The following is a 26,324-nucleotide window of genomic DNA, read 5'->3' on the forward strand; positions in this document are numbered from 1 at the left end:
TACTTCCCTCCTAGCTTCCTTTCTCGCTTTCCTGAGTTTTGTCAGTCAAGCAGCATGAAAGAATTTTCAGGAGAAACCATCTCAGTTTTTAAACTCCAAAAAAGACTCCCTTTGTTTTGGGCAGGCTTGTTCTACTCGATCGTGTGCTTGATTGGGGTTGTAATGTCGTTCTATCCCACGCTGTTCAGTGGGTTTTCTAGAATGCAGACCGATCCAGGGGATACCAGACTGGTTCAATACATTTTAGAACATTCTTTTCAAGTCGTTTTTAATCAGAATTATACTGGAGAGCTGTGGTCGCCGCCGTTTTTCTACCCGCTCAAAAACATGTTGGCCCTCTCCGAAAATATGTGGGGAACGGCTCCGCTCTATTGGTTGTTTCGAGGATTTTTATCTAGTGATATTGCTTATCAGATCTGGATGATCTGCGTGATGTCCCTTTGCTTTTTTTGCTTCGTTATTCTGTTAAGACATTTTCAGATTCACCCTATGTTGTCTGCTTTTGGAGGCTTTTTGTTTGCGTTTGGAATGCCAAGAGCCGCCCAAATTGGGCACCAGCAGCTACTTCCTCAATTTTTTACACCGCTTGCTTTTTTGTTCCTTTGGGAGTTTGTCAGAAGTCCAACAAATCGACGGTTTATCCTATTCTTATTCTTCACTTATCTTCAAATTCTCGCCAGCATTTATCTAGGCTGGATGTTTTTGTTTAGTATGTTAATCTTTCTTCCAGTCGTCTTCTTTGTGAGCCAGAAGGCAAGAGTCAATGTATTTGCGTATTTTAAGTCTCATTACCGAACTGCGATCGCCACCCTTCTAATCTGGTTTACTTTACTTTTTCTATTGCTAAACCCTTATCTAAAGATGGGTAAAGTGATGGGAGATCGTCCCTTTTTCTCTGCTTCATTGATGTTGCCTAGGCTCAATTCCTGGATGACTCCTCCAGAAGGAAGCCCCTGGTTCAGGCTCCTGGCTCCTTTGTCCAGAAATCTGCCAAAAATTTCGGAACATCGTCTATTTATGGGCTTAACAATTATTTTATTGACAGGATTTGTTGTTTATTTAATTTCTACAAAATCAAAGTTTTTAGAACCCGATCGTAGGCTGCTGATCCAATCCTGTTTAATCACAGCTCTGGCAATCTTTGTGCTTTCTCTCAGCTTATTTGACTACTCGCTTTGGGAGTTGGTTCATGCGCTAGTTCCCGGAGCAAAAGCAATGCGAGCCGTCGCCAGAATTTGCCTGCTCTTCTACTTTTATTTACTGATAGCAGTTTTGTTAGGGCTTGATTCTTTTTTGAGAATAGCAATTACTCAAAAGAAGCGACGTATCGCCCTAATTTGTACGATTTGTTTATTCGGAATGTCAGAACAAATTATTATCAACCCCTACAGCTTTGAAAAAGCACCTTTGCTTCATCGAGAAGCAGAACTACAAGAACTAATGAGTCAAGGCTGTGAAGTTGCCTATGTTTATGACTCAGGCAAAAATCCTGACTGGATTGAGCAAACTTCTGCAATGTGGGCGGGCATGAAAACGAATGTTCCAGTAGTCAATGGCTATTCGGGTTGGAAGCCGCGATCGCACAACTATATGGTCGAAAGGAAAGGATTTCCCGGTCTGATCAAATGGTTACAGGGTCGCTTTCAGGGGCAGTTGTGCTACATTTCTGAAACTATTGAACCGCGTCCCTCTGGATGGGTTATGCCCGATCGCCAAGCTGTTAGTTTTTCTAAAACTTTCAAACTGGGTGTGTTTCAACTTCCGCTCTCGCACTCGACTCAAAAATCGGGCTAACTCTCTAAAAGCAATCTCTTTGAGTTACCCGCAAGCGGTCGTTTACCGGGACAATAACTCGTATGATCTTCTCGTATGATCTAAAGACCGTAACATTAGTCTCGTGGCTAAGTTTTGTGGCTAACGGTAATTCTGGTGACGAACAGCCTCAACCCCTTGAAGTGACCCCATTTGCAGCATGGCAAACTCCTCCGATCGCAGACCCATTCTTTTAGACTTTGAAAAGCCCCTCGCCGAGCTAGAATCGCGAATTACTCAGATTCGTGAACTTGCAGAAGAAAATGAAGTCGATGTATCTGGTGAGATTCGTCAACTTGAGGAAAGGGCTTTGCAGCTTCGGCAAGAAATCTTTAGCAGTCTGTCGCCTTTGCAGCGAATGCAAGTCGCACGGCACCCTCGTCGCCCTAGCACGCTGGACTACATTCAAGCCATCAGCGATGAATGGATGGAGCTACACGGCGATCGCGGTGGGCATGACGACCCGGCAGTGGTGGGAGGAGTCGCCCGCATCGAAGGCAGACCTGTGCTGATGTTAGGGCAGCAAAAAGGACGCGACACCAAAGACAACATCACCCGCAACTTTGGCATGGCCTCCCCTAGCGGCTATCGCAAAGCCATGCGCCTGATGGAACACGCCGATCGCTTTAAGATGCCAATCCTCACCTTCATCGACACACCTGGAGCTTACCCCGGTATAAGCGCCGAAGAATTGGGACAAGGAGAAGCGATCGCTTATAACCTGCGAGAAATGTTTCGGTTAGAGGTGCCGATCATTTGTACCGTGGTGGGAGAAGGCGGATCAGGTGGCGCGTTGGGGATTGGCGTGGGCGATCGCTTGTTAATGTTTGAGCATTCTGTCTACACCGTGGCTACGCCAGAAGCCTGCGCCGCGATTCTCTGGAAAGACGCTACCAGAGCTAATCAAGCCGCCGAAGCGCTCAAAATCACCGCAGCCGATCTCAAGAATTTGGGCATTTTAGATGAGATTTTGGCAGAGCCGATCGGCGGGGCCCATTCTGACCCCCTGATGGCCGCTGCCACTCTCAAAGAGGCAATTCTCAGAAACCTGGACGAATTGGATCAACTCACTAACCAACAGCGTCGAGAACTTCGCTATCAAAAGTTTCGCAGCATCGGCGTGTTTGCAGAAACAACGGTCTAAAGAGGGAGTGGGCAACCAAAGACAGTCAAAATTTTGGCAGCTAGAGCTTTCCAATCTGCGCCAGTGATATAATTCACCTTAACAAAGGTTTACATTTCATTCATCTGGGAGGGTTGCTCGCAGTGACGTTTTCGTTTCATTGCGGATTATGATCAGTGAAGGCAGTCAGGTTTGACGCGATATAGAGCAATTTCCAGAGCAATTTCCCTTTGGGGCGATTGCTGCGATTTCCGGTTACTCAACATGCGGAGTTTTTTTAATTAGTGAACCACCCGTTTCTGCATTCCTGCAAACCTCTTGACGGTTGAGTTGTGCCCCTGAACTAGTTTGAGTCTTTAGTGCGCAAAGTCCAGACCCCGTTCAGTTCGCAAGTTCAAAGCCCAATCCTGCTGCGCTACTTGAGCAGATTGGCACTTCCCGGAATGTCTGACCCCGTTTGAGTTATCACGAGTTATCACAAGTATTTCATGACCCTCAATCTAGAACGACGCGCCCTAATTACTGGGGCAAGTAGTGGAATTGGCAAAGCAACTGCCTTGGCGTTTGCAAAAGCTGGCATTCATTTGGCTCTCGTCGGCCGCTCTCAATCGCGCTTAGACGCAGTAGCAGAGCAAGCAAGACAGCTTGGAGTCAAGGTGCAGGTCTACCCGATCGATCTGGCGCAGGTCGCTCAGGTGCGATCGCAAGTTCAGACGATCTCAGACGAATTCACGCCGCTAGATATCCTCGTCAACAATGCTGGCATGGGCTATACAGGCAACCTGATGGACATGCCGCTGGACGATTGGCAACAGGTTCTCAATCTAAATGTGACCAGCGTTTTGCAGTGCATTCAGGGTGTGCTGCCGGGAATGCGTGAGCGACATCAAGGCACCATTATCAACGTCGCTTCGATCGCCGCGCATCAAACCTTTCCTGATTGGGGAGCCTACTGCGTCAGCAAATTTGGTCTGCTGGCTCTCTCCAAAACACTGGCTGCCGAAGAACGGGCCCACGGCATTCGCGTCGTCACGGTTTCTCCCGGCTCTGTCAATACGCCCATCTGGGATACCGACACGGTGCAGGCAGACTTTGATCGCGCTCAGATGCTAACCCCCGATGTGGTCGCTCAATCGATTCTGTATGCGGCTCTGGTTCCTCAAGAAGCGGTGATCGAAGAATTGATTCTGATGCCCAACGCTGGCACGTTTTAGAGTCCAATCTCTAGCCTCAATTGGATTTGATCTCGACGGCGATCGTGCCGTGACCCTATTTTTTCACAGATTTTTCACTGACCACCTTACCTGGATTCACTATGACTATTGCTTCTCCAAACGGCTCCAATGCTTCTAATTCACCCGCCTCCAAAGGCGTTAAAGGATTGGAACCGAGACCCGATCGCAACACGCTCAACGGACAAGAAGCCAAACTGCACCCGCCATCTGAGGTGAGTAACGACGAAATGATGGAAGCCGTGCGAACCATGCTGCTGGGCGTGGGCGAAGATCCAGAACGTGAAGGACTGCTCAAAACGCCTAAACGAGTAGCCGAAGCGATGCGCTTTCTCACCAGTGGCTATGATCAATCGCTCGAAGATCTGGTCAACGGTGCCATTTTTGATGAGGGGCACAATGAGATGGTGCTGGTGCGAGACATCAACTTTTTTAGCCTCTGTGAGCATCACATGCTGCCGTTTATGGGTCGGGCGCACGTTGCTTACATTCCCAACCAAAAGGTAGTTGGCTTGAGCAAGCTGGCCCGGATTGTAGAAATGTATTCTCGCCGTTTGCAGGTTCAAGAACGGCTAACGAGACAGGTGGCGGAGGCGATTCAAGAAGTTCTGGAGCCGAGAGGTGTGGCGGTTGTCATGGAGGCCACTCACATGTGTATGGTGATGCGTGGCGTTCAAAAACCAGGCTCTTGGACAGTAACCAGTGCGATGGTGGGTGCTTTTCAGGATGATCAAAAGACTCGTGAAGAGTATCTCAATCTGATTCGCCATCAGCCGTCTTTTTGGTAGTTTTTGGGTAGTTTCAGCCGTTTGCTCACGATCGTGGCTCAACGTGAACTTAAAGTTAGTTTTGAGCAACTTTTTCGCCTCGTTTGCAGATCCGGGAACGCCTCCTAAATCCCCCAGAATCAGCAGCTTGGGGGCAGAAGATCTGACCAACGCAGCGAGGGAGCTTAACCAAATTCACGCTGCTCTAAACGGATAGTCAAGAATTCACTCGGTTTTTTAGTTCACGATCGCAAACAGATTTTTGGCTACTGCTTGAGACTTTTTAGCCGATCAAATAGTTTTGCAACTTGCTCCAGGTTTTTATCGCCTGGGGCTTTTTCTATGCCGCTAGACAAGTCAATCCCATCGGGACGGGCGAGACTCAAGGCATGGATCACATTATCGGGGGTGAGTCCGCCAGCCAGCAGCCAGGGACAACCAGGACGAAAGTTTTGCAGCGCTGACCAATCCAACGTTTCACCTGTGCCGCCTGGCAGGTTGGGATGGTAAGCATCCAGCAAGAGCGCATCGACCCAGTTTTCATAAAAGCCTGCCTGACTCAAAGCTGCGGGCGTTTTGACCCTTAGCGCTTTGATGATTTCGATCGCAGGCAAAGCCATCCGCAACTGATCGCAAAAAGCAGGCGACTCGGTACCATGAAGCTGGACGCTGGTCAAACGAGCGATCGCAACAACGCTGCAAATTTCCTCAAGCGATGCATCCAAAAAGACTCCCACTCGATCGACCGATTTGCCCGTGACCGGATCGATCGGCAACTGATCCACAATGGTGCAAATCTGCTCTGGCGAGACGTAGCGCGGGGTGCCCAAAACGCAGATAAACCCTAGCGAAGAAGCGCCCAGATTGGCGATCGCGCTCCCCTGGTCTGGCTGGGTGATGCCACAAATTTTGACTCGTAAACTCATTGAATCGCTCGTTAAGTATTTCTAAATGTTTCAGAGTATTTAAGTTTTGAATCCGGATCAACTTAAAACCCAAAACGCAAAAGTCGAACCCCTATAATCCTCTGTGTTCGTTCCAGTTTATCAATCAGGAGAGAACCTTTAATGAATACTGCTTTATTCGCCGTTGCAACCGCCCGTACGATCGAGTGGTCTCCCGCCGTCGGCATTACCATGAGTCTTTGCTGTTTGTTTGCGGTGGCGATCGGGCGCTATGCGATCCAAAATCGCGGAGTTGGCCCCAAATTACCCCTCAAAGAGCCTGCCCTATTTGAAGGCTTTGGACTCCCCGAACTTCTCGCCACTATGAGCTTTGGACACGTTTTGGGAGCAGGTGTCATTCTCGGCTTGAGCAACGCGGGCGTTCTTTAGAAGGGAGGAGGGAGGAGGGAGGAGGGAGGAGGGAGGAGTGCGATCGTATAGCAATCCCCTGTCCCATCAATTGAATAGAATCGCCGCTTGTAGGGTTACTAAACGATGATCCTCACTCTCTTCAGATTTTCGGTTCAAAGTCCCCCAGCATTGGGGGATTTAGGGGGCTACCTGGATTAATCACCGTAGCGAAAGATCTCATCGAATTCACGTCTGAATAAGTTGAGGTTTGTGGCTGGATTTCCGACCGCTTGATCAAGATAAAACTCCTGAATTGATGTGCCAGATAGAACTGCTGTAGTGTTTACCGCCCCTCATCCCTCCTCCTTCCTCCCTCATCCCTTCCTCTAGTCATTTATGCTGGAGGTAGATACCCTACAGACGAGGCAGAGGACAGGTCATGCAGACTGGCAAGCGGGTCGGCACTCTTTTCGGCATTCCGCTTTTAATCGATACATCCTGGTTTTTTGTGCTGATCTTGTTCTCGACCGGATACGCACTGTCCTGGCAGTCTGAATATCCTGGTTGGCAGTCTACGATCGCCTGGGCAACCGGAATCAGTATGGCACTGCTATTTTTTGCTTCCGTGTTGCTGCACGAGTTGGGTCACAGTCTGGTCGCAAAGTCTCAAGGAATTCAAGTTAAGTCAATTACGTTATTCTTTTTTGGCGGGGTCGCCACGATCGAACAAGAACCCAAGACTCCTGGTAAAGCGTTTCAGGTGGCAATTGCTGGCCCGGCGGTCAGTTTAGCTCTCTTCTTACTTCTGAGCTTGCTGGTTTCTCAACTGCCTCAACTGGATAGTCCGCTGCGGGTTTTAGCCAATCAACTGGCAGGTGTCAATCTCGTTCTACTAATCTTCAACATGCTTCCTGGCTTGCCTTTAGATGGGGGTCAAGTTCTCAAAGCAGCGATTTGGAAGCTAACGGGCAGTCAGACAAAAGGCACTCAATGGGCCGCAAAAGCAGGCAAAACGTTAGGTGGGTTGGCAATTACTCTGGGGGCGATCGAAGTCGCAGGACTCAGCGCTGCCCTCGGCTTACCTTCTCTAGGTGGACTGTGGCTGATTCTCATTGGCTGGTTTATTATTCAGAATGCTAGTTCCTACGATCGGTTGACGCACGTTCAAGAAGCTCTGCTCAAAATCAAAGCGCAAGAGGCGATGACACGAGAATTTCGAGTCGTAGATGCCAACTTAAAGCTGAGACAATTTGCAGATGACTACCTGTTGGAAACAAGTCGCGCTCCGGTCTACTTTGCCGCGTCTGACGGACGATATCGAGGACTGATCGCTGTCGATGCCCTGCAAACCGTCGAGCGTAGCCAATGGGAAACTCAGACGTTACTCAGTATTGTGCAGCCCCTAAACGAAGTGCCGACCGTTCAGGAAGCAACCTCGTTGATTGAGGTAATCCGCTTAATGGAAACGAGTGAGATTCCTCGAATTACCGTTTTGTCACCTGCGGGCGCGGTGTCGGGAGTCATCGATCGAGGTGACATCGTGCGATCCCTAGCTCAAAAAATGAATCTACCCATTTCTGATGCAGCGATCAAGCAGATCAAAGAAGAAGGCAGTTACCCACCCGGATTGCAGCTAGGGGCGATCGCTCAAGCGGCTGAGTTAAAGAAATAAAGCGCTCAAGAAAGTCTCAACCCCTCTAACCCCTAATTCCTAAGAGTTCCTATAATGATCGGGCGATTGGCTTTCCAGGAGGTTTTAGTCATGCCCAATTCTCAGGTTTATCGGATTCTTTCTCTGAGTGGAGGGGGTGTCCGAGGGTTGATCACTGCTGTCTGGCTTAACCGTTTAGAGCAAAAACTGGGAAGGCCGATCGGACAGCTTTTTGATTTAATTGCAGGCACCTCAACCGGATCGCTGATTGCCTGTGCCTTATCAATGGGGATGAAAACTGAGACGATCGTTAAGATTTACCGCGATCGGGCCCAGGAGATTTTTCCAAATCCAGCGTCTCGCTTGTGGAGTCGGTTTGGTCGTACTTTTGACCAGGGGTTAGATGCTCCTCGCTATGAGAGCAAAGGGCTAGAACTGGTTTTAAGAAGCGTTTTTGGCGATGCTCGATTTGGCGATTTACGAGTGCCGACTTTGGTGACAAGCTACAATCTCGCCAGCCGTGAAGCGCTCGTGTTCAAAACGATTCCCAATGCTGGCTCACAGGTTTTAGCAGACACGTACCGAAAATATAATTCCTTTCCAGTTTGGGAGATTTGCAAAGCCTCCTCGTCTGCACCCGTGTACTTTCCGGCTCACATCACTCAGATTGACGGGCGATCGGTGCCTTTAGTTGACGGCGGCGTGGTGGCTAACAACCCAACTGCCTGTGCGATCGCAGAAGGCGTGAGAATTAATGATGCGCGATCAGGTGATCAAAGAATTTCGCTAGAAAATTTTGTGGTGGCCTCCTTTGGCACAGGTCAAAGCAGCCGTCCAATTACGATCCGAGAATCGCAGGAGTGGGGCGCTCTGGAGTGGGCAATTCCGCTGATCGATGTGCTGTTTGATGGGTCAGCAGACGCGGTTGACTATATTGCTCGTCAGATCTTGCCAGACAATAACTATTTCCGATTTCAAACTCCCCTCGATAAGGCCTACGACGACATTGATCGCGCTGACACCACCAACCTCAATGCCCTGATCGGTGTGGCTCAAGACTATCTCGATCGAGAGGGCGACGCACTCTTAGATAAGCTGATCGTTTCCCTCAATCCCTAGAGACTCTCGTTAGTCTGCCCGTTCGGGAACCCGTACAAGGGAGAAAGTTGCTTTGCGGGTCAACCTTCGGTAAATTAGCACTCAGGAGTTGAGAGTGCTAACTCAACGCTCAAAGTCATGTAGACTTGGATATAGGGAGGAAGAATGAGGGATGAGGGATGAAGTAGATTCGTCGCTCGTAGCTGAATGGCAGTGCAGAGCTAACCACAAGCGAATCAAGCAAAATTCGTAGCTCACTTGATATTATTCATCCCTCATCCCTCCTTGCGAAAGCGGGGCAAAGCCCTCCCTCATCCCTTAACTTGTTCCTCATTTAGATAGTTTGGAGAATTTATATGGCAGCCGTATCTCTGAGCGTGTCCACTGTCAAACCTTTGGGCGATCGCGTCTTCGTTAAGGTCAGTGCCGCCGAAGAAAAGACCGCAGGTGGCATTTTGTTACCCGACAACGCTAAAGAAAAGCCCCAAGTCGGCGAGATCGTGGCGGTTGGCCCCGGTAAGCGTAGCGACGACGGATCTCGTCAAGAGCCAGAAGTCAAACTTGGCGACAAAGTTCTCTACTCAAAGTACGCCGGAACTGACATCAAACTCGGCACCGAAGAGTATGTTTTGTTGTCTGAAAAAGACATTTTGGCAGTCGTTGACTAGCTTTTTTCCGCGTGACACCTCGCAAAGCTTTCACTAAACGCTGACTGTTTCCCCAATCCTCACCCCTCACGAGTAATTGAATCATGGCTAAACGCATTATTTACAACGAAAACGCCCGTCGTGCCCTCGAACGCGGAATGGACATCTTGGCCGAAGCGGTGGCAGTCACCCTCGGCCCCAAAGGCCGCAACGTTGTGCTGGAGAAGAAGTTTGGCGCACCCCAAATCGTGAATGACGGTGTGACGATCGCCAAAGAAATCGAACTCGAAGACCACGTTGAAAACACGGGCGTTGCGCTGATTCGTCAAGCCGCTTCCAAAACCAACGATGCAGCAGGCGACGGCACCACCACTGCAACGGTTTTGGCTCACGCAATGGTCAAAGAAGGGCTTCGCAACGTGGCAGCAGGTGCTAACGCGATCGCTCTCAAACGCGGCATCGACAAAGGAATTGGCTTCCTGGTTGAGAGAATTGCTGAACACGCTCGTCCGGTTGAAGACTCGAAGTCGATCGCTCAAGTCGGCGCGATTTCTGCCGGAAACGATGATGAAGTCGGTCAGATGATCGCCAACGCGATGGATAAAGTCGGCAAAGAAGGTGTGATTTCGCTGGAAGAAGGCAAATCGATGACCACCGAGCTAGAAGTCACCGAAGGGATGCGCTTTGACAAAGGCTATATCTCGCCTTACTTTGCGACCGACACCGAACGGATGGAAGCCATTCTAGAAGAGCCTTACATCTTGATCACCGACAAGAAGATCAACCTGGTGCAAGATCTCGTTCCCATTCTGGAGCAAGTGGCCCGTTCCGGTCGTCCTCTCGTAATCATTGCAGAAGACATCGAAAAAGAAGCGCTGGCTACTCTGGTTGTGAACCGTCTACGCGGTGTGTTGAACGTGGCTGCTGTCAAAGCTCCTGGGTTTGGCGATCGTCGTAAAGCAATGCTCGAAGATATCGCTGTTCTCACAGGTGGACAACTGATCACCGAAGATGCAGGTCTGAAGCTCGATACCGCTAAGTTAGAAAGTCTCGGCAAGGCACGTCGGATTACGATTACCAAAGATTCGACCACGATTGTTGCGGAAGGTAACGAAGCGCAAGTCAAGTCTCGCGTCGAGCAGATTCGTCGTCAGATGGAAGAAACCGATTCCTCCTATGACAAAGAAAAGCTGCAAGAGCGTCTGGCGAAACTCGCGGGTGGCGTTGCCGTGATCAAAGTGGGCGCAGCGACCGAAACCGAAATGAAGGATCGCAAACTGCGTCTCGAAGATGCGATCAACGCGACCAAAGCAGCCGTCGAAGAAGGCATCGTTCCGGGTGGTGGCACCACATTGGCTCACCTCTCTCCTGAACTCGAAACCTGGGCAAACACTAGCCTCAAGGACGAAGAACTCACAGGCGCGCTGATTGTGGCTCGTTCTCTCTCGGCTCCTCTCAAGCGGATTGCTGAAAACGCAGGTCAAAACGGTGCGGTGATTGCTGAGAAAGTGCGCGAGAAGGAATTCAATGTGGGCTTTAACGCAGCCACCAATGAGTATGTAGACATGTTTGAAGCGGGGATTGTTGACCCTGCAAAAGTGACTCGTTCTGCGTTGCAAAATGCGGCTTCGATCGCGGGCATGGTTCTCACAACCGAGTGTATTGTCGTTGACAAACCTGAACCCAAAGATGGCGGTGGCGCAGGTGCTGGCGCTGGCATGGGCGGCGGTGGTGACTTCGACTACTAATCGACACCTTTGTTGAATTGAATTAGAAAGGGGCGATCGTTCTTGTAAAAGAGGGCGATCGCTCTTTTTTGGTGGTCGTTTTTTGTTGTGAGTGGGTGCGATCGTTTATCCTGAAACCAAAGACTCTTCTTACAGCCTGATTATGTTGAAGTCACTGAAAATAGAAAACTTTCGAGGATTTCGATCTTTTGAGCTTCAGCAACTCGGCAGAGTCAACTTGCTCGTTGGCACAAATAATAGTGGGAAGACATCAATTCTAGAGGCAATTCAACTACTTTGTTTAAGGGCAAATCTCGAACCGCTTGAGAATGTCATGATCAGTCGAGGTGAGATTTTTCCGATCGAGGTAAATAGATCGAGTGGTCGAACAGTACAAAGTCGTGTTCTTGACATCCGCCATCTTTTTTACGACCGTGAAATTGATCTGGATAGCAAACTACTCATTTCAGGTTTGCGAGATGGCAATGATGAACGCCTAAGTATGGTTATTAAGAGAAGACGCTTGTTTGATGGAAATGATGAGCGCATTAATGATCGTCTAGAAATATCAGACGACGAACAGACTGAACTTGTTGTTCAATGGTTAAGTGAGCGAGAGAATGAGGAAATCGCAATTAAGAATCGATGGTTTCCACTTTCCACCGATTTGGGTCTGCCTACAGACAATATTCGGCGCTCCCCCAAAGATAGTGGTAGTCCACCAATCAACACTCGATTTGTAACTCCTTTCTCACTTCCAGCCGATGAAATGATTGAGATGTTTGAGGATCACGTTGTTTTGAAGCCAGAGGAAGAGATTATCAATAAAGCCCTTAATAACATTGAGCCTAAAATCGAACGAATTGCACCGATAAGTTCTAGAAAAAACACATACTCCAGATTAAATTCGCGGGCTGGTTTTCTTGTAAAACTTTCGGGATCTGATCAGCGTGTACCGATCGGTAGCATGGGCGATGGAATGTGGCGAATGCTGGGGCTTGCGCTGTCGGTTGTCTCTGCAAAAGGAGGCGTTTTACTGGTGGATGAGATCGACACTGGGCTGCATTTCACTGTCATGTCTGATATGTGGAAGCTCATTTGGGAAACAGCTAAACGGCTCGACGTTCAAGTTTTTGCAACCACCCATAGTAGTGACTGCTGGACAAGTCTAGCTGACATTGCAAAATCTGAAGATGCCAGTGAGCAGGGAATTACAATCCATAGAATTGAACGAGAAAAATCAACCTCTGTTGTGTTTGATGAGCGTAAAATTGTGATTGCTGCAAATCGGGAGATTGAGGTGCGCTAGGAATGGCAAGATTGCATAGAAACAAACTCTTGGTCGAAGGAGATCAAGATAAGCGTGTCATTCCTGAACTCATTGAACAAAATGGAATTCCTTGGGGGACTCGTGAAAATCCTACGGTTTATATCGAAGCTTATGATGGATACACCCAACTAATCAATTCGACCGAGATATCGACTCAGTTAAATTCGTCTAATCTAGTTGCGCTAGGCATGATTGTAGATGCTGATGAGGATGTCGATCGACGTTGGCAAGCGGTTAGAAACGCCTGTCTGACTAGCATTCCTGATCTTCCAGAAAGCTTACCAGAGACGGGTTTGATTCATCGGGCTTCCAATGGCGTAAATTTTGGAGTCTGGATTATGCCAAATAATAGAATCAGCGGAATGTTAGAAACTTTTCTGGCTTTCATGATTCCAGACGATCGAGAAACGCTTTGGCAATATGCTCAAGAAGCTGCTACGGAAGCCAAAAAACGAGGAGCGCCCTACACAGAAACTCAATGTGATAAAGCAAACATCTACTCGTGGTTAGCGTGGCAAGATCCGCCTGGAAGACAACTCCACCAAGCAATTATGCAACGCATTTTGAACCCCAAAAATTCGGGTACACAGGCTTTTGTAGAATGGTTTAGAACGTTGTACGGTTTGTAGCATTTTGGTCGAAGGCACGATCGCAGCCCTGACTATTCACGATCGCTTGAATTAAAATTCAAAGGGTCAAAAAGGGCGATCGTTCTTGTGAAAGAGGGCGATCGTCTTTTTTAGCGCCTTCTAGATAAAAGCTCTACCCTAATTCCCAATCTAGAGATTTATAACAGACAATTTTCAGCCCAATCACCTACATTAATGAAGTTAGATAGATCAAGTCAGTCTAAACATAAGTTAGGCGGCATTCACATCTACTCAATAACCACCATAAAGGAGCAACATGAAGAAGAAGCATATCGGTATCACCTCAACGGTCATCGCGGCGGCAAGCTTCATTCTGACGATTGCGTCCGCTCATGCTCAGCCCGATCAACCAAATCCGGCCACCGCCAGTTCTTACGGCATGACCCCCGGCCGACTCGTGGCCAGCTCGGCCGCCGTGCTGGGGCTGGTCGGCGTGGTCATCGGTGGGCTGGCTCTGGTTCGTCCCGCCGGTCGTTTCGGCACCGCCTCCGGGCGACTCGGAGTCATCGTCGCCCTCGCCGCGGGGCTGATCAGCATGGCCGTCGGTGGGCTAGTTGTGGCTACCTCTCCCGGCGGATTCGGTACCGGAGGCGGGCTAGCCGGGGCTATCGTGGCCGTGGTGCTGGGCCTGATCGCCACGGCCGTCGGAGGGCTGGCTCTGGCCCGATCCCGCCGCACCGGCTGACACGCCATGGTGCCGGGTCAGTGCCCGTGTTGTGGTTCCTGGGCGTGTTCCGACGGGCGAAGGGGCAGGGATCCGCCCGCGGCGGCTCGCTCGTGGATCGACACTGCCGCCTAACAAGTTGCAGCGGACGGCGCGTTATACTGCACACGATGGCGAGTTCTTTAAGAAGAGGAACAAAAACTATGGCCCACTCGATTCGCTGCAATTGTGGCAAACTCAAGGGCACTCTCCACCGCAATGACTATGTAAATAGATGCGTGTGTTACTGTGCTGATTGCCAAGCCTTCGCCCGTTTTCTAAAACGAGAGAATGAAATACTTGATGAAAGAGGTGGTACTAGCATTATTCAGACCATCCCCGCAAATATCGCATTTGACGAAGGCATTGAAAACCTGACATGTATGCGTCTTACTGCGAATGGCTTGCTGCGATGGTATGCTGTTTGTTGTAATACTCCGATCGGAAATACTCCTCCAAACCTCAGTACATCATTCGTTGGTTTAATTCATAACTGCTTGAGTTCAGACCAAAGTTCGTTAGATAGAGCGTTCGGCTCTGTGCGTATGCACGTAAGTACCAAATATGCCATCGGGGAAGATAAGCCAAAATCAACAGGACTTCTATCTAGCACCTTGCGCATCATTGGCATGGTGCTTAAAGCTCGTCTTGATGGTAGCTATAAACGTACACCATTCTTTGTTCTAGAGTCTGGTGCCCCTATAGTTACCCCGAAAGTGCTCAGCGATCAGGAGTTGAAGGTCGTAATGGATGCCGTGTAACAATCCGCTTGCACACCGATCGTATAGGGTTTCTTTGTTGAGTCCGAGAGTTTACTAGCGGCGGGTGAAGCGGAACGTTATGCGACACAAAGTGAGCTTGTATCATGTCTAAAGGGGAAACGCAGGCAAGAATTATCCATGATTAGTTTACGAGGATTCGCTTCGTTCATCAAAGAGAACTACTTATGACCACCTATTCAAAGCTCGTTCGCCTCGGTGCCATGGCTTGGATACTCGGCACTGTTCAGTTTTTCGTATTTCACATTGTTGTTGAACTTGCTTGGACTAAGCCATACAGTTGGGCGCATAACAATATCAGCGATCTTGGTAACGTCAATTGTGGAGCATGGGGTGATGACGGAAGATACGTTTGCTCGCCTCTACACGGTTGGATGAACGCCTCGTTTGTGATCCAGGGTGTCTTGCTCATAATCGGCTTGCTGTTGACAAGATCTCGTTGGCGTAGTTTCTTGACGAAAAGCTCTCTCATTTTTATTTTGCTGGCTGGACTTGGATGGGTTTTGGTGGGGATGGCACCAGCGGATTTGGACGAGAGCCTTCACATACTAGGGGCATTGCTCGTCTTCTTTTGTGGAAACCTCGGACTTATTTTCGCTGATAGCTTACTGAGAAAGAACATGTTGCCAACAGTCCGCACCTATTCCCGTCCTTTGGGAGCGATTGGGCTTGTTGCCACGGCTCTATTTCTGGGTCAAATTCACTTTGTTTTCGGGCAGGGCGGTATGGAAAGATTCGCTGTTTTTCCTCTACAAATTTGGAGCGCCTGGATCGGAGTTTACTTATGGCGAACCTTTGAAAAGGAAAATGCAGTTCATCCAAGCGACGATTTAAGGTAACTACTCAGGGTTAAATTGCTATAAGTCAAACAGCCGTCGCATAACAACTGCGTTGCAGCGGCAGAATAAAGAGGGTTGGTGGGAATTCAAGATTACTCACCGCCGCTGAACGCAACCTTTTTACTGCCATGTGCGGATGGGTGGCGTTGTCATACTTTCAGAATATGAAGTCATACATCATTGCTCAGGTTCATATGAGAGCAGAAGCCGATGGCGGGAGGCACTGTGAGTTTCTGGTTGGTTATGCACCGCATCTTGTTGTGCCACCTGATTCTACTTACCTCGGTGTTCGTGTTTTCGAGATTGAAGATTCTGACGGTTATAGAGTTGTTTACCCAGGTAGAACCGCAAAAATACTTTTCCAATTGATGTATTATCCAAGAGTTGATTACTCTGCCTTTGTCAAAGACGCTAAATTCAATATTCAGGAAGGGCCGCACATCGTAGGAACAGGTCGAGTACTCGAACGTAAATAGCAGCAGAACAGAGCGCTGTACCCGAATCTCACAACCTGTACTTCTTCGCTCGTGCCTCACTTGGTCTTGAGATCTTCTTGAAACTCAGCTACATCGTAGTGAACACAAATGCCTAGATCGTCCAGGAGTTTTTGAAACTGCATTCGATGCATTCCCATCAATTCGCTAGATTTCCCAAACTGATTTTGTCTTGACGAAAAAGATAAGTACAATCTCCAAGGAACGATCGCGCTCAATTTTGTGGTTGAGAAGCTAACAGTGATTTAATTTTCTTCAACACCTTCTCTTGTTCGCTTTTAAGTTCTTCTAGTTGCTCGATTGCATCTTTAAGCTGTTCTTTAGAAGTTTGTTTTCTGCCTTCTAACGATCGTATTGAGAAAGGTTTCAATATCAGTGTGCCCAGCCAGTAGACTAGTTTGATGGGTGCCTGAAGGACAATTAGCCAGAGCCGTTCGGTAAGACGAGCAATTAGATTCAGCAGTCCCCAAAATAGAAAAAATGCCAATAAAACGAGTCCCAAGACCCAGAGGGGATGAGCAACCATCCAGGCAGTGATTGGATGAGCTTCGAGCCAGTTTTGAATAGAGAGACCGATCGAGTTTTGCAGGTTTGTCGCGATCGCATCACTTAAATTTGTCAGGGGTGAATTCATAACCTAAAAATTCCTGTTTTTGATGAAAATAGGCGATCGTTCAACACTCTAACTCATTAAACAGCTCACTCACACTTGAGGCAAATAGGAAAGACCTACAGCGCTCAATACCAAAGCGAAAAAACTCTATCGAGTTTACGTTAAAATCAAAGAATCTTCAATCGTATTGACATGCCTGCAAGATATCTTTACCACGATGCAGTCAAAAATGCATTAATTAAAGATGGGTGGACAATTACAGCCGACCCTTATTTGATCAAATATGAAGATGCTGAATTGTATGCCGACTTAGCAGCAGAAAGACTGATCGCTTCGCAGTTCCCTGAAGGGGTAATCGCCGCAGAGAGATTCACAAAAAATTGTGGTTGAAATCAAGAGTTTTGTGGGTCGATCGCCCATGTACGATTTTCATGCAGCGCTAGGCCAATACATCGTCTACCGTAATTTAATTCAACTCACAGAGCCTGAATACACACTTTATTTAGCCATTGACAAGACTACTCATAGTGACTTCTTTCAGCGTAAATCGGTGCAGACTGTGACCAGAGAAAACCAGCTTCTTTTACTTGTAGTTGATATTCAGAAAGAGGAGATTTCACAATGGATAAACTAGAACACTATCGCAGCATTATCAAGAAGATCTTAACTACCTATCATCAGATGACATCATCTAAACCTGATGTAGAAAGCCTTCTTGCTTTTGATGAAGAACGTGATCAATATCTTTGGTTTCGCTGGGGATGGCAAGACGACAAGAGAATTCGTCATATTACAGTATATCTTTGCATCAAGAATGACAAAATTTGGGTTGAGGAAGATATGACGGATCTATGTGTTGTGGATAGTTTGTTAGAAGCTGGAGTGCCAAAAAGCGACATTGTTTTGGGCTTTCAACCACCGAGTAAGCGATCGTTGACCGAGTTTGCGATCGCATAAACCAGCTAAAGTCTAATGAGCTAACGATTGAGGAGCCGTCGCTAGGTTCTGATTCCTTACAGCCAACCTCTCGGCGGCTGGCTCCATCGATTTGCTATACTGCGTCGCATACGTATACTTTCACCCTTCGCGCTCACTTTCGTACTGAAAAGGCAGCGCAACTCTGCCGTGAAAGCTATGATATCGTCTGGAAAAATGCTCCAGATAAGGACTAGCTAAAACTGTTCGTCGTTTAACTATACCAAGTTCAATTTGTCGATATAGAGTTGCCACGTCTATACCGAAAACTTTTTTGAAATCAGCAGTGAGTTCAGGTAAACCTTCCTCCTCCATCTCACATTCAAGGGGAGCCTTTTCAAAGAAATAAAATCTTTCATGACGATGAGCAACGACTAGTTCCCATTCCTTTCGATTCATTCCATCTGTGCTTCTAATGGTCTCTGCTGTGCCAATTTCACACAAGACGATCGAATTTAAGAGTTTAGCTGGATTGTCGCTAATTCCCCTAGCTTTGTAATCCCAATCAAGATCACAGTCTTGCGTTATGACTATTGCATACGGATGCATAATAGGTGTAAAAGCTAGCTCTTGAAAGTTCTGAAACTCTTTCGGTATCTCATCAATAACAGGATTGTATTGAGTCACGCCTGTCAAGATTTCCCCTTGCCTAAGCGAGGAACCTTTGTCTAATGCTTGGTAGATAGCCCGTTCTTCCATGCAGTAATTTACCAAACAATTTAAGGTTCTAAAACAATAGGTGGTCTAACTTGTGTAGCTCTCAACTTACCTCTGATGCTACTGCCAGAAATCGTAGGTTTACTGGCTTGAGGCAGGCGGTTCTTATAGAAGCAAGAAATCCCCTCTAATTCATCAGAAGCTTCTTCTAAGGCAGCTTCTGGAAGAGTTTGAATAATGAGCAAGCACTTTAGCAACAGTATCAACTTGTCTAACGACAAACGGTACGAATCAGTTCTGAGAGACAAAGACGTATCAGACATTATCAAGTCAAAAGAAGGATACTGAATGATGATAGGTTTTCCACTTTCTCTATCAAAAATTGTATTGTTGAGGGCAACGCCTGATGAAGTCTGACTATGCCTGTGCTGAGTCAACTGGTTGGGGCTGCATGGCGTTGTGGAGAGTATCTGTGATGCTCCACCTGAAGAGCCTTCCGGCAGATTGATTGAACTGGTTGAGTACGTTCCAAACATCTCCATTTCCCTCTATCTTCTGTTCTGTATAAAAATCAGCATCAAATAAGTAAGCAATCTCTTCATTGTTTTCCTGTGACTCCTTCACAGAAACAAGCCCATGATTCAAGTTAATTTGTCCATCTTCTGTTTTTAAGATTAGATTTTTTACTACTGTCTGAATTGAAGAAGAAAGTTCTGGATCATATAGCTCTGAAGCAATATGTTTAGCAATTAACTCCGACCAATTACTATTCTCGATTCCAAGCTTTGAACGAACAATTAAATCCTGATACCGTAGACCCACCCTTGTATAAAAGGACGGCTTATATATACGTTCAAAAATGCTTAAAGCTTCCTCAAGGCGCTGCTTAAATTGCTCGTATCGCTCATATGAAGAAGTAGTTAAAGCAATGAAATCTTTAGTAATAGATAGATTCCATCTTTGATCTTCTGACTTAAAGCTATAAGCAACGTCACTTTGCAAGGGCAGTCCAAATTGTTGAGCAATCTTTGAGATTTCCGACGGGATTTGCGCTCTGGTTGTCTCAAAAAGTGGATATTGAAACCTAATCTCATCCTGAAACTCAACTGGCTCTTGATGAGAGATCTTGAGTATGGGCGGAAAACGCAATTGACATACAACTTCCGTAAGAGGGTTGCGCTTGTAAATTACACGCTCAAACTCTGGCAAGTTCATCAAAGTCTACTTTTTATCACAAAGTTATCACTGTATCCTCTAGCTTAAACTACCGAGCTACCTCTCAACCAGTAGTTTCGCAATAACTTTATCATTGCGATCGTGACCTAATATAAAAACAGCCGCCTCGCCAATACCTTTGTATCGTCTCACCCCTAACCTCTGGATCACTGCTCCAACCAACAGCTTAAGTAGTACGACTTCTTCGCAGAGAAAATGATTCCGCACATTATCCTTAATCAGGCAGATTGCAAAGGCTTTTCGTGCAGCAGTCCAACCAAAATAGATCGGTAGGAACACTTTGCGGAGTTTCAGACTTATTTGGGTTGTTCAGTGTAGGGGTTCTCTGCACCGGAAATGTTCGCTTCATCCTTTACTCATAACGATCGCCGCCCTCAAATTTTGACGCAAGCACCCTAAACTCACCGCACAAGCTACTTGACTTTTACAGAGAAATTCTTGTACTCTCACTGATTAAGTTGCCTTGCGTGAAGTGTTCGGCAACCGGATACCCAAAAACTCTAGTCGTCGCCGCTCAAAGCTGTTGGTCGCAGCAGAGAACGGCTAACCCCCAAGCTGACTCAGACCCAGCGTGGAGGCTAATGGAGAATCATAGCATTCCTCCTAGTCATCCTGCTTTGTCCTGCTGGTGGGATGGCTAGATTTTTGGGCCTTCCTGCATCCCAAAATTTAGGAGAAGCCCCAAATGTCTGACAATCTGCGTGATTTTCTGTCTGACGACGAGCCGCCGACTAGTTATGAAAAGGTGAGAATTTTGATCATTGGCTTCCCAGCAGGGGTCACCGAAACGATTCACACGTTGTACAGCCTCGGTTTTGCCGAAGTGAATGATTGGAGTCCGCTGTTACCCGCGCCCAGACCGGGAGAAGTGATGAGCATTTTGAGGCGCGATCGACATAGGACGGATGAGGGATGAGGGATGAGGGATGAGAGATGAAATTTTTATTGATTCATCAGTGCCAATAGCGAAAATCTGGTATCGCTGAATCACGGGATGAATCGCCTCATAGCCTTGCAATGCTTAGAACCAAACGTTTCAAAGTCCCCCAAAATGGGGGATTTAGGGGGCGAGAGGATTGGCAACCTTCACCGATTTCTCTCCAATCAGCAACGCCAAGTTCTAATCTTCCTTTCATCCCTCATCCCTCATCCCTAAAAAAATCGCCCCTCCAAGACTTTCATCTCAAATGGGCGAAATAACCATGACGTTTGACCTTTTAGAGACGCAAAAGCCCAGATTTGAGCCTTCACGGTTGCCCGATGCAACACTTAACGAGCGATCGCAGCACTCAACTGGCCCACGATCGCATCCGCATTTTTGCGTGCGTCCCCAAACAGCATTTGGGCGTTCTCTTTATAGAACAGTGGGTTTTCAACACCTGCGTAGCCACTGGCCATACTGCGTTTCATCACAATCACAGTTTTGGCCTTCCAAACTTCCAAGACGGGCATTCCTGCGATCGGGCTTCCCGGATCTTCCATCGCGCTCGGATTCACGGTATCGTTTGCCCCAATCACCAACACCACATCGGTTTCAGGAAAATCTTCGTTAATTTCATCCATCTCTAACACGATGTCATAGGGCACATTCGCCTCAGCCAGCAAGACGTTCATGTGTCCCGGCAGACGACCCGCTACGGGGTGAATCCCAAACCGCACCTTGATGCCTTGATCGCGCAACTCTTTGGTGATCTCAGCGATCGGGTGTTGAGCCTGAGCGACGGCCATTCCATAACCGGGGACGATGATCACACTTTTAGCGTTTTCCAGCAGTTCCACCGCGCCTTCAGTGGTAATCGATTTGGCTTCACCCACAGGTTCACTGCTTTTTGCCGCACTCGATCCCGTCGCGCCAAAGCCACCGAGAATGACGCTGATAAACGATCGATTCATCGCCTTACACATGATGTAGCTGAGAATCGCGCCACTGCTGCCGACCAACGCTCCTGTGATGATCAGCAAATCATTTGAGAGCATGAAGCCTGCCGCCGCTGCCGCCCAACCCGAATAGCTGTTGAGCATCGAAATCACCACGGGCATATCTGCGCCCCCGATGCCCATGACGAGATGAATTCCCAGGAGACAAGCGATCGCGGTCATCACTAACAACGGCTGCAATCCCGCCCCGTTCATGAATTGGAATCCTAGCCAGCCACAAGCGCCCAACATCGCCAAATTCAAAAAGTGACGCGCCGGAAGCATCAGAGGTTTGCTGCTGAGAATGCCGCGCAGTTTGCCAAAGGCGACGATCGACCCGGTGAAAGTAATCGCTCCGATGAATACTCCGATGAAGATTTCGATCTCGTGAATGGTCGCTTCTACGCCTGTTAGCGATTGGGGACTCAGGTAATTGCCAATCCCAACCAGAACGGCTGCCATTCCGACAAAACTGTGGAGCATGGCCACCAGTTCGGGCATTTCGGTCATGGCCACTCGCCCCGCCAAAATTGCTCCGATGATGGCTCCAGGAACGATCGCTCCCGCCAACACCCCGTATCCTGACACATCACTTCTCAGCGCCGTCGCAATAAAGGCAACCAGCATTCCCAAAATTCCAAACAGATTGCCCTTTTGAGAGCTTTCTTGGTTTGAGAGTCCGCCCAGACTGAGAATAAATAACGCACTCGCCGCAATATAAGCGACCGTTGAAATGCTTTCTGACATGGGTTTCTCTCTATTTTTGGAACATTTTGAGCATTCGTTGAGTGACCAAGAATCCGCCTGCGATGTTGATGCTGCCGATCAGAATGGCGATCGCTCCCAAAATCGTCGTCGCAGAGGTCAGTGGTCCAGAAATTTGCAGCATTCCACCGATAATAATGATGCCGCTGATTGCATTGGTCACACTCATCAAAGGCGTATGCAGCGCGGGTTTCACATTCCAGATCACCTGCCAGCCAATAAAGCAAGCCAGCACAAACACTGTGAAGTGGGATAGAAACGAGGGCGGCGCACTGATGCCAATTCCGACCAAAACAGCCCCGATCAGAACTGGCCAAATCCAGGTGTTCTTTTTCTTAGGCTGGGCCGGCTGAACGGCAGACACTTCTTGAGGAGCAGGTTTCGCAGTTTCTACAGGAGCGGGTGGCTTTGGCGGGGGATAGGTGATTTCGCCTTCATGAACGACTAACGCACCGCGCACCACTTCATCATTGAGATCCACTCGATAATTGTCATTTCTGCCCATATCGTCGAGCAGGTGACACAAATTTTTGCCGTAAAGCTGACTGGCTTGGTTGGCCATGCGACTCGGCAGATCGGTCAAGCCAACGATCGTCACCCCGTTGTAGCGATAAATTTCTCCCGGCTTGGTGACTTCACAGTTTCCACCCTGCTCGGCTGCCATATCTACGATCACAGAGCCTTCTTTCATGCTCTCTACCATCGCAGTCGTGATCAATTTTGGCGCAGGTCTCCCTGGAATCAAAGCCGTCGTAATAATGATGTCTACTTCTTGAGCTTGAGCGGCAAACAAATCCATCTCAGCTTTGATGAATTCGGGACTCATCACCTTGGCATAGCCGCCCGCTCCGTTGCCGTCTTCCTCAAAATCCAGTTCGAGAAACTCAGCACCCAAACTTTCAACCTGTTCTTTTACGACAGGACGAGTGTCAAACGCCCGAACGATCGCCCCCAACCCGCGCGCCGTCCCGATCGCTGCCAACCCAGCCACCCCAGCCCCAATCACCATCACCTTCGCAGGAGGCACTTTCCCGGCTGCCGTGATCTGCCCTGTAAAAAATCGTCCAAACTGATTTGCCGCCTCGACGACCGCTCGATATCCCGCAATGTTGGCCATCGAACTCAACGCATCCAGCTTTTGGGCCCGACTAATCCGAGGAACGGCATCCATTGCGATCGCCGTTGCCTTCCGATCCGCCAGCTTTTGCAACAAATCTGGGTTTTGTGCTGCCCAAATGAAGCTAATTAACGTTCCGCCTTCGCGCAGCAATTCGGTTTCATGCTTGTTCAAAATCGGGTGGTGTCCGGGTGCGCGCACCTTCAGCACCAAATCTGACTCATTCCACAGCGTCTCAGCGTCAGAAATAATCCGACAATCTGCTTGTTTGTAAGCCTCATCAGGAAAATTTGCACAGTCTCCAGCACCCGATTCGACCAACACTTCAAAGCCATACTTTTGCAGAATTTTGGCGGTGTCTGGAGTCGCTGCAACCCGACATTCACCCGCAAAAATTTCTTTTGGAATGCCGATTTTTTTATGGAGTTTTGTTTCAGATATTGACTGATGATCAGATTCAGCTTCTTTTTCGATGGCGATCGTCATGAACCTCTCCTTAAATGAACCAGGGAATCTGCCAAGCTGTCTGCGATCGTTGCTTTCAACCGTTTCTCTTAACCGATAGAAACCACGTTCTTGTTCTTTACGATAAACGAGACTAAGGGACGAAATCCGTTCTTTCAGACGCTCCAATGCTGCCGAGACGCGAGGGCAAGTTTACAGAATCTAGAGAAATCATAGACACATTCAGCATCCTGACTGAGTTCTCTAGAATCAATTCTTATCGTTAACCTGGCTTAAAATTCGGTTTCGTAAGAAATAGAAACTAGAGTCGTAATAGAGCTTCAAACAGTACGAAACTTTTGGAACAATTGGTCATAAATCTGCGCTTACTTTGAAAATATTTCAACTTAAATACATAGATATTCACAAATTAGATATTTATAAAGTTTTTTGATTGCACACAGAAAGTTTGTTTATTCTTTAGAGTTCTAAAAAATCGAGCAATATAGACCCAAACTCCTAGCCTTTTGTCAACTGGATTAAGATATATTTTTTTGTCTTTAAACTAACTCCGTAGATTCCCTGAATGGTGGCTACAGTCCTCACGTATCACTTCATCGCTTCATAACCAAATCCCAGCTTCATTAAAAGCCTGCATGAAGATGCAAGGTCAGGGAGAAAGACATCGGGAAATTGCCGTAGAAGTGATGTAGGTTAATTCACTGATCGAACTAACCCGCTCGCGATCGCCCTTTCCACTTCCCCAGGCAAGGCAAGAAATCGGTTTTTAGAAGCAAAACTACTTCTCTTTGATTCCGAATTCACGATTCACAGCCTGTAGATAGATAGAGTGTCCCTGAAGATTTTCAAGAAGATAGTCCCCAGATTCACTTGAGTCGGATGTGGTAGAAGCTTGCGGAACCCCGACTTGTGTTCCTTAGCCCCGGATGGCGGGAACACTACGACAAAGCAGCTAAAGCAACCGACTGCCCATTTCACCTAGAGCACCCGAAACGAACATGATGCCAGCAACTTCCTTCTACGCTGATGCAGACTACGAAACCTCCCCCAATGAGTTTCGTCCCCCGTCCTATGCTCAGGGCTTTGAAGCAGGTTTCGCCGATCGCGATACAGAGCCTGACCTGATCGATTTGGAAATAGAATACGCGGACAGAGTTCGCACTCCAACTCGACGGACGACTGACCTGGTGCGACTATACCTGCAAGAAATTGGTCGCGTTCGGTTGCTGGGGCGAGATGAAGAAGTTTCAGAAGCGCAGAGAGTGCAACGCTACATGCGGCTGCTAGAGGAGCGCAACGAAGCGGCAACCAAGGGTATTGTCCCGATTCAGCGCTATGTGTCCTTGATTGAGGCGCGCGATCGTCTCGCGTCGAGTCTGGGGCATCGTCCCTCTCTAGAGCGTTGGGCGGCGGCAGCCGAGGTGACGGTTCCTGATCTTAAGCCAATCCTGGCAGAAGGTAAGCAGCATTGGGCCAAGCTGGTTGACCTCCCCGTCGAAGAGTTAGAAGACGTTCAAAATCAAGGACTGTCTGCAAAAGAGCACATGATCAAGGCCAATTTGCGCCTGGTCGTGTCAGTTGCCAAGAAATACCAAAACCGAGGGCTGGAACTCCTGGATCTGATTCAAGAAGGCACGTTGGGCTTAGAGCGGGCGGTTGAGAAGTTTGATCCCACTAAGGGATACCGCTTTAGCACTTATGCGTACTGGTGGATTCGTCAGGGCATCACGCGGGCGATCGCCACTCAAAGCCGAACCATCCGCCTCCCCGTCCACATCACCGAAAAGCTGAACAAAATCAAGAAGGCGCAGCGCAAAATCTCGCAAGAAAAAGGACGCACCGCCAGCATTGAGGACATCGCCACTGAGTTGGAGATGGAGCCAGCCCAAGTGCGAGAAGTCTTGATCCGAGTGCCGCGATCGGTTTCTCTTGAAACCAAAGTCGGCAAAGAGAAAGATACCGAGCTAGGCGATTTGCTCGAAACCGAAGAAGTGTCGCCCGAAGAAACCTTGATGCGTGAGTCGCTGCGTCGTGATTTGCTACAACTGTTGGCGGATCTGACCGATCGCGAACGAGACGTGATTCAAATGCGCTTTGGTTTGGGGAGTGACGGACATCCCTACTCGCTGGCAGAAATCGGTCGAGCCTTAGACCTCTCTCGTGAGCGGGTGCGCCAAATCGAAGCTAAGGCCTTACAAAAACTTCGTCAGCCCAAACGCCGTAATCGGGTGCGTGACTACCTGGAGTCTCTCAGCTAGTCGAGTTTCAAAGGTTCAATCTCTAAGCGTTAATGGTAGGGACGTGGCGATCGCGTCTCTATTTTTTGTCTAGTATTTGTAGAAACGCTGGCTTGCTCGAATTAGCATTTGAAAAGAAATTTCGGCGTTGCTGAACAAAGGGATGAATCAAGTGAGTACGGGTATTGACCAATA

At 48.2% G+C, this 26,324-nt stretch carries 27 protein-coding genes; 20 read left to right on the forward strand and 7 right to left on the reverse strand.

From position 1 onward, the window contains the following. From ACKFKF_RS26125 to folE, 4 genes are all read left to right on the forward strand, one after another. On the forward strand, positions 1 to 1,794 hold a 1,794-nt coding region (locus ACKFKF_RS26125; protein ID WP_446870343.1), incomplete at its 5' end, for a hypothetical protein. Between the two features lie 178 nt (positions 1,795 to 1,972). Beyond that, positions 1,973 to 2,956, forward strand: a complete 984-nt coding sequence (locus tag ACKFKF_RS26130) for an acetyl-CoA carboxylase carboxyltransferase subunit alpha (protein WP_446870344.1) — start codon at positions 1,973 to 1,975, stop codon at positions 2,954 to 2,956. Positions 2,957 to 3,423: 467 nt separating this feature from the next. Beyond that, entirely contained in the window at positions 3,424 to 4,149 is a 726-nt protein-coding gene (locus ACKFKF_RS26135) for an SDR family oxidoreductase (RefSeq protein WP_446857176.1), read from the forward strand. A 101-nt stretch (positions 4,150 to 4,250) separates the two neighbouring features. Further along, a complete protein-coding gene (gene folE / locus ACKFKF_RS26140) occupies positions 4,251 to 4,955 on the forward strand; it encodes a GTP cyclohydrolase I FolE (protein ID WP_446870345.1) in 705 nt (234 codons plus the stop codon). A 245-nt stretch (positions 4,956 to 5,200) separates the two neighbouring features. Here folE and ACKFKF_RS26145 read toward each other — a convergent pair whose 3' ends face one another. Next, positions 5,201 to 5,860, reverse strand: coding sequence for a phosphoribosylanthranilate isomerase (locus ACKFKF_RS26145; RefSeq protein WP_446870346.1), 660 nt, complete (start codon positions 5,858 to 5,860; stop codon positions 5,201 to 5,203). A 141-nt stretch (positions 5,861 to 6,001) separates the two neighbouring features. Here ACKFKF_RS26145 and psaK point away from each other — a divergent pair, with 141 nt between their 5' ends. From psaK to ACKFKF_RS26200, 11 genes are all read left to right on the forward strand, one after another. Then, the gene (gene psaK / locus ACKFKF_RS26150; RefSeq protein WP_446857179.1) at positions 6,002 to 6,268 is read left to right on the forward strand and encodes a photosystem I reaction center subunit PsaK; all 267 of its coding nucleotides are present in this window, start codon (positions 6,002 to 6,004) and stop codon (positions 6,266 to 6,268) included. A gap of 400 nt (positions 6,269 to 6,668) precedes the next feature. Next, positions 6,669 to 7,901, forward strand: a complete 1,233-nt coding sequence (locus tag ACKFKF_RS26155) for a site-2 protease family protein (RefSeq protein ID WP_446870347.1) — start codon at positions 6,669 to 6,671, stop codon at positions 7,899 to 7,901. Between the two features lie 90 nt (positions 7,902 to 7,991). Continuing rightward, a complete protein-coding gene (locus tag ACKFKF_RS26160) occupies positions 7,992 to 8,999 on the forward strand; it encodes a CBASS cGAMP-activated phospholipase (protein ID WP_446870348.1) in 1,008 nt (335 codons plus the stop codon). A gap of 335 nt (positions 9,000 to 9,334) precedes the next feature. Next, a complete protein-coding gene (groES, locus tag ACKFKF_RS26165; RefSeq protein ID WP_446857182.1) occupies positions 9,335 to 9,646 on the forward strand; it encodes a co-chaperone GroES in 312 nt (103 codons plus the stop codon). Between the two features lie 83 nt (positions 9,647 to 9,729). After that, positions 9,730 to 11,373 carry a chaperonin GroEL gene (groL, locus tag ACKFKF_RS26170; protein ID WP_446870349.1) on the forward strand — a complete coding sequence of 548 codons (1,644 nt, stop codon included), beginning with the start codon at positions 9,730 to 9,732 and terminating at the stop codon, positions 11,371 to 11,373. A gap of 91 nt (positions 11,374 to 11,464) precedes the next feature. Next, positions 11,465 to 12,661, forward strand: coding sequence for an AAA family ATPase (locus ACKFKF_RS26175; RefSeq protein WP_446870350.1), 1,197 nt, complete (start codon positions 11,465 to 11,467; stop codon positions 12,659 to 12,661). A 2-nt stretch (positions 12,662 to 12,663) separates the two neighbouring features. Beyond that, positions 12,664 to 13,311, forward strand: a complete 648-nt coding sequence (locus ACKFKF_RS26180; RefSeq protein ID WP_446870351.1) for a DUF3226 domain-containing protein — start codon at positions 12,664 to 12,666, stop codon at positions 13,309 to 13,311. A gap of 277 nt (positions 13,312 to 13,588) precedes the next feature. Continuing rightward, positions 13,589 to 14,017, forward strand: coding sequence for a DUF6223 family protein (locus tag ACKFKF_RS26185; protein ID WP_446870352.1), 429 nt, complete (start codon positions 13,589 to 13,591; stop codon positions 14,015 to 14,017). A 182-nt stretch (positions 14,018 to 14,199) separates the two neighbouring features. Next, positions 14,200 to 14,796 (forward strand): DUF6151 family protein, encoded by a 597-nt coding sequence (locus tag ACKFKF_RS26190; protein ID WP_446870353.1) that lies wholly within the window; start codon positions 14,200 to 14,202, stop codon positions 14,794 to 14,796. A 185-nt stretch (positions 14,797 to 14,981) separates the two neighbouring features. Further along, a complete protein-coding gene (locus ACKFKF_RS26195) occupies positions 14,982 to 15,653 on the forward strand; it encodes a DUF998 domain-containing protein (protein ID WP_446870354.1) in 672 nt (223 codons plus the stop codon). Positions 15,654 to 15,817: 164 nt separating this feature from the next. Beyond that, positions 15,818 to 16,129, forward strand: coding sequence for a hypothetical protein (locus tag ACKFKF_RS26200; RefSeq protein ID WP_446870355.1), 312 nt, complete (start codon positions 15,818 to 15,820; stop codon positions 16,127 to 16,129). Between the two features lie 56 nt (positions 16,130 to 16,185). Here ACKFKF_RS26200 and ACKFKF_RS26205 read toward each other — a convergent pair whose 3' ends face one another. Then, positions 16,186 to 16,287: a UPF0175 family protein gene (locus ACKFKF_RS26205; protein WP_446870356.1), complete on the reverse strand. Its 102-nt coding sequence runs from the start codon at positions 16,285 to 16,287 to the stop codon at positions 16,186 to 16,188. A gap of 74 nt (positions 16,288 to 16,361) precedes the next feature. After that, on the reverse strand, positions 16,362 to 16,781 hold the full coding sequence (locus tag ACKFKF_RS26210) for a hypothetical protein (RefSeq protein WP_446870357.1): 420 nt from the start codon (positions 16,779 to 16,781) through the stop codon (positions 16,362 to 16,364). Positions 16,782 to 16,952: 171 nt separating this feature from the next. Here ACKFKF_RS26210 and ACKFKF_RS26215 point away from each other — a divergent pair, with 171 nt between their 5' ends. The 3 genes from ACKFKF_RS26215 to ACKFKF_RS26225 are packed head-to-tail and all read left to right on the forward strand — an operon-like array spanning position 16,953 to position 17,717. After that, entirely contained in the window at positions 16,953 to 17,150 is a 198-nt protein-coding gene (locus ACKFKF_RS26215; RefSeq protein ID WP_446870358.1) for an element excision factor XisH family protein, read from the forward strand. 28 nt (positions 17,151 to 17,178) lie between these two features. Then, positions 17,179 to 17,394: an element excision factor XisH family protein gene (locus tag ACKFKF_RS26220; RefSeq protein WP_446870366.1), complete on the forward strand. Its 216-nt coding sequence runs from the start codon at positions 17,179 to 17,181 to the stop codon at positions 17,392 to 17,394. Continuing rightward, positions 17,382 to 17,717: a XisI protein gene (locus ACKFKF_RS26225; RefSeq protein WP_446870359.1), complete on the forward strand. Its 336-nt coding sequence runs from the start codon at positions 17,382 to 17,384 to the stop codon at positions 17,715 to 17,717. The genes ACKFKF_RS26220 and ACKFKF_RS26225 overlap by 13 nt, the downstream gene beginning before the upstream one ends. A gap of 120 nt (positions 17,718 to 17,837) precedes the next feature. On the opposite strand, the gene ACKFKF_RS26230 is transcribed toward ACKFKF_RS26225, so the two are convergent. Together ACKFKF_RS26230 and ACKFKF_RS26235 are read right to left on the reverse strand one after the other, a co-directional pair. Then, the gene (locus ACKFKF_RS26230; RefSeq protein WP_446870360.1) at positions 17,838 to 18,434 is read right to left on the reverse strand and encodes a hypothetical protein; all 597 of its coding nucleotides are present in this window, start codon (positions 18,432 to 18,434) and stop codon (positions 17,838 to 17,840) included. Positions 18,435 to 18,809: 375 nt separating this feature from the next. Continuing rightward, positions 18,810 to 19,607 carry a TIGR04255 family protein gene (locus ACKFKF_RS26235; protein ID WP_446870361.1) on the reverse strand — a complete coding sequence of 266 codons (798 nt, stop codon included), beginning with the start codon at positions 19,605 to 19,607 and terminating at the stop codon, positions 18,810 to 18,812. A gap of 706 nt (positions 19,608 to 20,313) precedes the next feature. Between ACKFKF_RS26235 and ACKFKF_RS26240 the strand changes: the two genes are divergently transcribed. After that, positions 20,314 to 20,544 (forward strand): hypothetical protein, encoded by a 231-nt coding sequence (locus ACKFKF_RS26240; protein ID WP_446870362.1) that lies wholly within the window; start codon positions 20,314 to 20,316, stop codon positions 20,542 to 20,544. Positions 20,545 to 20,897: 353 nt separating this feature from the next. Here ACKFKF_RS26240 and pntB read toward each other — a convergent pair whose 3' ends face one another. Together pntB and pntA are read right to left on the reverse strand one after the other, a co-directional pair. Further along, entirely contained in the window at positions 20,898 to 22,292 is a 1,395-nt protein-coding gene (pntB, locus tag ACKFKF_RS26245) for a Re/Si-specific NAD(P)(+) transhydrogenase subunit beta (RefSeq protein ID WP_446870363.1), read from the reverse strand. Between the two features lie 10 nt (positions 22,293 to 22,302). Further along, the gene (gene pntA / locus ACKFKF_RS26250) at positions 22,303 to 23,913 is read right to left on the reverse strand and encodes a Re/Si-specific NAD(P)(+) transhydrogenase subunit alpha (protein WP_446870364.1); all 1,611 of its coding nucleotides are present in this window, start codon (positions 23,911 to 23,913) and stop codon (positions 22,303 to 22,305) included. Positions 23,914 to 24,893: 980 nt separating this feature from the next. On the opposite strand from pntA, the gene sigC reads away from it, so the two are divergent. After that, positions 24,894 to 26,150: an RNA polymerase sigma factor SigC gene (gene sigC / locus ACKFKF_RS26255; protein WP_446870365.1), complete on the forward strand. Its 1,257-nt coding sequence runs from the start codon at positions 24,894 to 24,896 to the stop codon at positions 26,148 to 26,150. Positions 26,151 to 26,324 lie beyond the last annotated feature (174 nt).

The organism is Phormidesmis sp. 146-12, assembly GCF_052939495.1.